Origin of the sequence: Nocardia sp. NPDC060220, assembly GCF_042727815.1 — a bacterium.
GTDB lineage: Bacteria > Actinomycetota > Actinomycetes > Mycobacteriales > Mycobacteriaceae > Nocardia.
The window spans coordinates 1-4,679 of record NZ_JBHWZY010000553.1; the positions used below are offsets into that span (position 1 = coordinate 1).

The 4,679-nt window shown below is 68.1% G+C and carries 5 protein-coding genes; 4 read left to right on the plus strand and 1 reads right to left on the minus strand.

Annotated features, from left to right (window positions below; all coding sequences use genetic code 11):
* Positions 1-205: 205 nt before the first annotated feature.
* Positions 206-415: a hypothetical protein gene (locus tag ACFWF3_RS24880; RefSeq protein ID WP_379315613.1), complete on the minus strand. Its 210-nt coding sequence runs from the start codon at positions 413-415 to the stop codon at positions 206-208.
* A gap of 36 nt (positions 416-451) precedes the next feature.
* Here ACFWF3_RS24880 and ACFWF3_RS24885 point away from each other — a divergent pair, with 36 nt between their 5' ends.
* The 4 genes from ACFWF3_RS24885 to ACFWF3_RS24900 all read left to right on the plus strand — a co-directional run bounded on the left by ACFWF3_RS24885 (position 452) and on the right by ACFWF3_RS24900 (position 4,633).
* Entirely contained in the window at positions 452-2,974 is a 2,523-nt protein-coding gene (locus ACFWF3_RS24885) for an ATP-binding protein (protein WP_379315615.1), read from the plus strand.
* Between the two features lie 121 nt (positions 2,975-3,095).
* Positions 3,096-3,767, plus strand: a complete 672-nt coding sequence (locus ACFWF3_RS24890) for a response regulator (RefSeq protein WP_378992399.1) — start codon at positions 3,096-3,098, stop codon at positions 3,765-3,767.
* 90 nt (positions 3,768-3,857) lie between these two features.
* On the plus strand, positions 3,858-4,301 hold the full coding sequence (locus ACFWF3_RS24895; protein ID WP_379315617.1) for an OsmC family protein: 444 nt from the start codon (positions 3,858-3,860) through the stop codon (positions 4,299-4,301).
* Positions 4,298-4,633, plus strand: coding sequence for an acylphosphatase (locus ACFWF3_RS24900; RefSeq protein WP_379315619.1), 336 nt, complete (start codon positions 4,298-4,300; stop codon positions 4,631-4,633). The genes ACFWF3_RS24895 and ACFWF3_RS24900 overlap by 4 nt, the downstream gene beginning before the upstream one ends.
* Positions 4,634-4,679: the final 46 nt, after the last annotated feature.

Genomic DNA, 4,679 nt, shown 5'->3' on the forward strand with positions numbered 1-4,679 from the left:
CACCACGACAGACATTTCCAACCTCCTTGCGCTCCGAGGTGGAGCACCTAGGTGAGTGAAACGCCGGATCGCGGCTCGGCGTGGCTTCCTTACGACTCCTTAGCGCCTCGGGGCCCGGCCTTTGCGCAACGTTGACGCTGCCGATGGGTGTGAGGATGCCGTCAAAGCAGGCGCGATAGCTGTCAACACACCGTAAAGATCGAGATCACGCGCCTGTTCGGGCGGTAGAAAGTGGGCACCGGTCGGCGAACGGCGCCGGCGGTCCCTGGTGCACGGAAAGTGAGATCGCGGTGTCGGTAGTGACCCTTGCGGTGATTTTCGGTTTTGCCGGATCGCTGCTGTTGATCCGGATACTCGGTCGGCTGAACACCTCGCACGCACCGATGGTGAGCGTCGGTGTGTTGCCGGTGCGCACGTCGGCTCCGGCGCGTCGACACGCGATGATGGACCGGTGAAACGCGGACAACTGCGCATCTACCTCGGTGCGGCGCCGGGCGTGGGCAAGACCTACGCCATGCTCGGCGAAGCGCATCGGCGGTCCGAGCGTGGCCGTGATGTGGTGGCGGCCGTCGTGGAGACGCACGGGCGCAAGAAGACCGCCGAACTTCTGGACGGCATCGAGCAGATCCCGCCCAAGACGGTCTCCTATCGCGGGACCGAGTTGCCCGAACTCGATGTCGATGCGGTACTCACGCGCAAGCCCGCGGTGGTGCTGGTCGACGAACTGGCGCATACGAACGCACCGGGCAGCGTGCACGAGAAGCGTTGGCAGGATGTGGAGCAACTCCTGGCCGCGGGTATCGACGTGATCTCCACGGTGAACGTGCAGCACCTCGAGAGCCTCAACGATGTGGTCCAGCAGATCACCGGGATCGAGCAGCGGGAGACCGTGCCCGACGCGGTGGTGCGCGGCGCCGATCAGGTGGAGCTGGTCGACCTGACACCGGAAGCGTTGCGGCGCAGGCTTTCTCACGGGAATGTCTACGCCGCCGACAAGGTCGACGCGGCGCTGCGCAATTACTTCCGCCCCGGCAATCTCACCGCGCTGCGCGAACTCGCGCTGCTGTGGCTGGCCGACCAGGTCGATGCGGCGCTGGCCCGGTACCGGGCCGACCACAAGATCACCGAGCTCTGGGAGGCGCGTGAACGCGTCGTGGTCGCGGTCACCGGTGGTCCCGAGTCGGAGACGGTGGTGCGCCGGGCCGGGCGGATCGCGTCCAAGTCCAGTGCCGATCTGGTCGTGTTGCACGTGGTGCGCGGCGACGGGCTGGTCGGGGTGTCGACCGAACGGATGACCAAGCTGCGCGATCTCGCCGCCGGTCTCGACGCCTCGCTGCACACCGTGACCGGCGACGACGTGCCCACCGCGCTGCTGGAATTCGCGCGAGAGGTCAATGCCACCCAGTTGGTACTCGGCACTTCGCGGCGTTCGCGCTGGGCGCGGATGCTCGATGAGGGCATCGGCTCCACCGTGGTGCAGCGCTCGGGCAAGATCGACGTGCACATGGTGACGCACGAGGAGGCCAATCGCGGGGTGCGCAGGCATTGGCTGCGTCCGAGGCGGCCGGTGAGCGCGTGGCCCGCGGCGGTGATCGTGCCGGTGCTGGTGAGCGCGATCTGCGCGGTATTCCTCGACGGGTGGTTGCAGCTGGGCGGGCTCAGCGCCATGTTCTTCGTCGGCGTGGTGGCGGTCGCGTTGTTCGGCGGTATCGTTCCCGCCGGTCTGTCGGCGCTGCTGTCGGGGCTGCTGCTCAACTGGTACTTCACCGACCCGCGCTTCAGCTTCACCATCGCCGAGCCGGACAACTTCGTCACCGTGGTCGTGCTGCTCATCGTCGCGGTGGCCGTGGCGGCGCTGGTCGATGTCGCGGCGAAGCGAACGCTGCAGGCGCGCAAGGCATCCCGGGAAGCCGAGCTGCTGACGATGTTCGCCGGATCCGTGCTGCACGGCGCCGACCTGAACAACCTGCTCGAGCAAGTCCGCGAAACCTACGGCCAGCGCGCGGTGAGTGTGCAGTGCGGCGATCGGATCGTCGCCGCGGTCGGCCCCGAACCACCGACACGTCCCTCCGATGCCGAGACCGTCATCGAAGCCGGTGACGCGCAGAGTCACCTGCTGCTCGCCGGTCGGTCGATCGACTCCTCCGATCGGCCGGTGCTCAACGCGGTCGCCAATCAGGCAGTCGGGCTGGTGCGCCAGGCCCGATTGGCGGAGGAAGCCAGCGCGGCGGCGGCGCTGCTGGAAGCCGACCGGCTGCGCCGTGCGCTGTTGTCGGCGGTCAGCCACGATCTGCGCACGCCCCTGGCAGGCGCGAAAGCGGCCGTGTCCAGCCTGCGCAGCGACGACATCGAATTCTCGGCGGAGGACACCGGCGAACTGCTGGAGGCGATCGAGGAATCCGTCGACCAGCTGACCGCGCTGGTGGGCAATCTGCTCGACTCCTCGCGACTGGCGGTCGGCGTCGTCACGCCGCAGTTGCGACAGGTGTACATGGACGAGGCGGTGCATCGCGCGCTGGTGAGCGTCGGCATGGGCACCCGTGGCCTGCGCCGCGCGGCGATGGACCGGGTGAAGGTCGAGGTCGATGAGGTTTCGGTGCTCGCCGACAGCGGTCTGCTCGAACGCGTCCTGGCCAACCTGATCGATAACGCCCTGCGCCATTCCGGTCGCGAGTCGCCCGTGCGGGTGACCGCCGAGCACGACGGTGACCGGGTGTCGATCGCGGTTGTCGACGTCGGCCCCGGCGTCCCGTCCGGCACCGAAGAGCAACTGTTCGAACCCTTCCAGCGCCTCGGCGACCGCGACAACACCACCGGCGTCGGCCTCGGCCTGTCCGTGGTCCGCGGCTTCGTCGAAGCAATGAGCGGCACCGTCCACGCCGAGCCGACCCCGGGAGGTGGGCTCACGATGCTCGTCGATCTGCCGTCCGGCACACCCGCGGCGCCGTCACACGTCGACTCCCGAGGAAAGTGAGCACATGGGCAACTCATCGGGGACGGGCGAACCGGTCCGCCGGCCGCCGACGGTGGACGACCACGCGCAGGAGGCCGATCCGAAGACGCGGGGAGGTGGGGCAGCGCATCCCCCGGTCAAAGTGCTCGTCGTCGATGACGAGCCACAGATCGTCCGCGCCTTGCGGATCAATTTGTCGGTGCGCGGGTACGAGGTCCTGACCGCGGGAAACGGCGCCGCCGCCTTACGGGTGGCGGCCGAAAAGCACCCCGACGTCGTCATTCTCGACCTCGGTCTGCCCGACATGGACGGGATCGAGGTGCTGGCCGGACTGCGTGGGTGGTCGCCCGCACCGGTGCTCGTGCTGTCGGCGCGCACCGATTCGGCCGACAAGGTCGAGGCGCTCGATGCCGGCGCCGACGACTACGTGACCAAGCCGTTCGGGATGGACGAACTGCTGGCCCGGCTGCGCGCGGCGGTGCGTCGTGGTGCCAGCGCGACCGATGCGGGCGACCCGATCGTGGTCACCGACTCGTTCACCGTCGACCTCGTCGCCAAGAAGGTCACCAAGCAGGGTGTGCCGGTGCACCTGACGCCCACCGAGTGGGGGATGCTCGAGATGCTGGTGCGCAATCGCGGAAAACTGGTGGGGCGCAAGGAACTACTGCGCGAGGTGTGGGGTCCGGCCTATGCCACCGAGACCCATTACCTGCGGGTCTACCTCGCGCAGTTGCGGCGCAAACTCGAAGACGATCCGGCCAACCCGCGCCATCTGCTCACCGAGGCGGGGATGGGGTACCGCTTCCAGGAATGAGCGTGCGCCCGGTCACGTGACCGGAATGCCGGGAGTGGCGTGGACGTTCCCAGGCGTGGATCGTCGTCGAGCGAATGGCAGGATCAAGGCATGGCTGAGCAGATCGCACCCGTGACCAACACCCCCACCGAACTGTGGGTCGAGCGCACCGGAACCCGCGCCTACACCGGGCGCAGCAACCGTGGCGCCGAGGTGTTGATCGCCTCCCAGGGCGTGCCGGGCGCCTTCACCCCGGGTGAGTTGCTGAAGATCGCGCTCGCGGGCTGCACCGGGCTCAGCTCCGATTTGCCGTTGTCGCGTCGCCTCGGCGACGAGTTCGACGCCACCATCCGCGTCTCGGGCGATGCCGACCGCGAGAACGAGCTCTACCCGCAGCTCGACGAGGTCCTCGAACTCGACCTGTCCGAACTCGACGAGGCCGCCCGCGAACGACTACTGGTCACCGTGCAGCGTGCTGTCGACAAGGTGTGCACTGTGGGCCGCACGCTCAAAGCGGGCACGAAGGTGACGCTGACCTTCAACATCGACGCATGAGCGAGGAGCCGGTTCGGCTGAGCGCGTGGGTGCACGGGTACGTGCAGGGCGTGGGATTCCGGTGGTGGACGCGGTCGCGCGCACTGGAACTCGGCCTGGTCGGCTACGCGCGCAACCACAGCGACGGCCGCGTCCACGTTGTCGCCGAAGGGCCACGAACGGCGGGCGAGAAATTGCTGGAACTGCTACGGTCCGGCGAAGCGCCCGAGAGCTCGCACGCTATCGGGCACGTGACACATGGTCTGTCCGGGCGTGCTCCTGGGCGGGTAGACCTGGTTGTGGAAAGCTGGGAGCCCGTGCGGGGCGACATGACGGGATTCGAGGAGCGCTAGTGGTGACTTCGGGGGCTAGGGGGCGGCAGCGGTGAGCACACAGAAC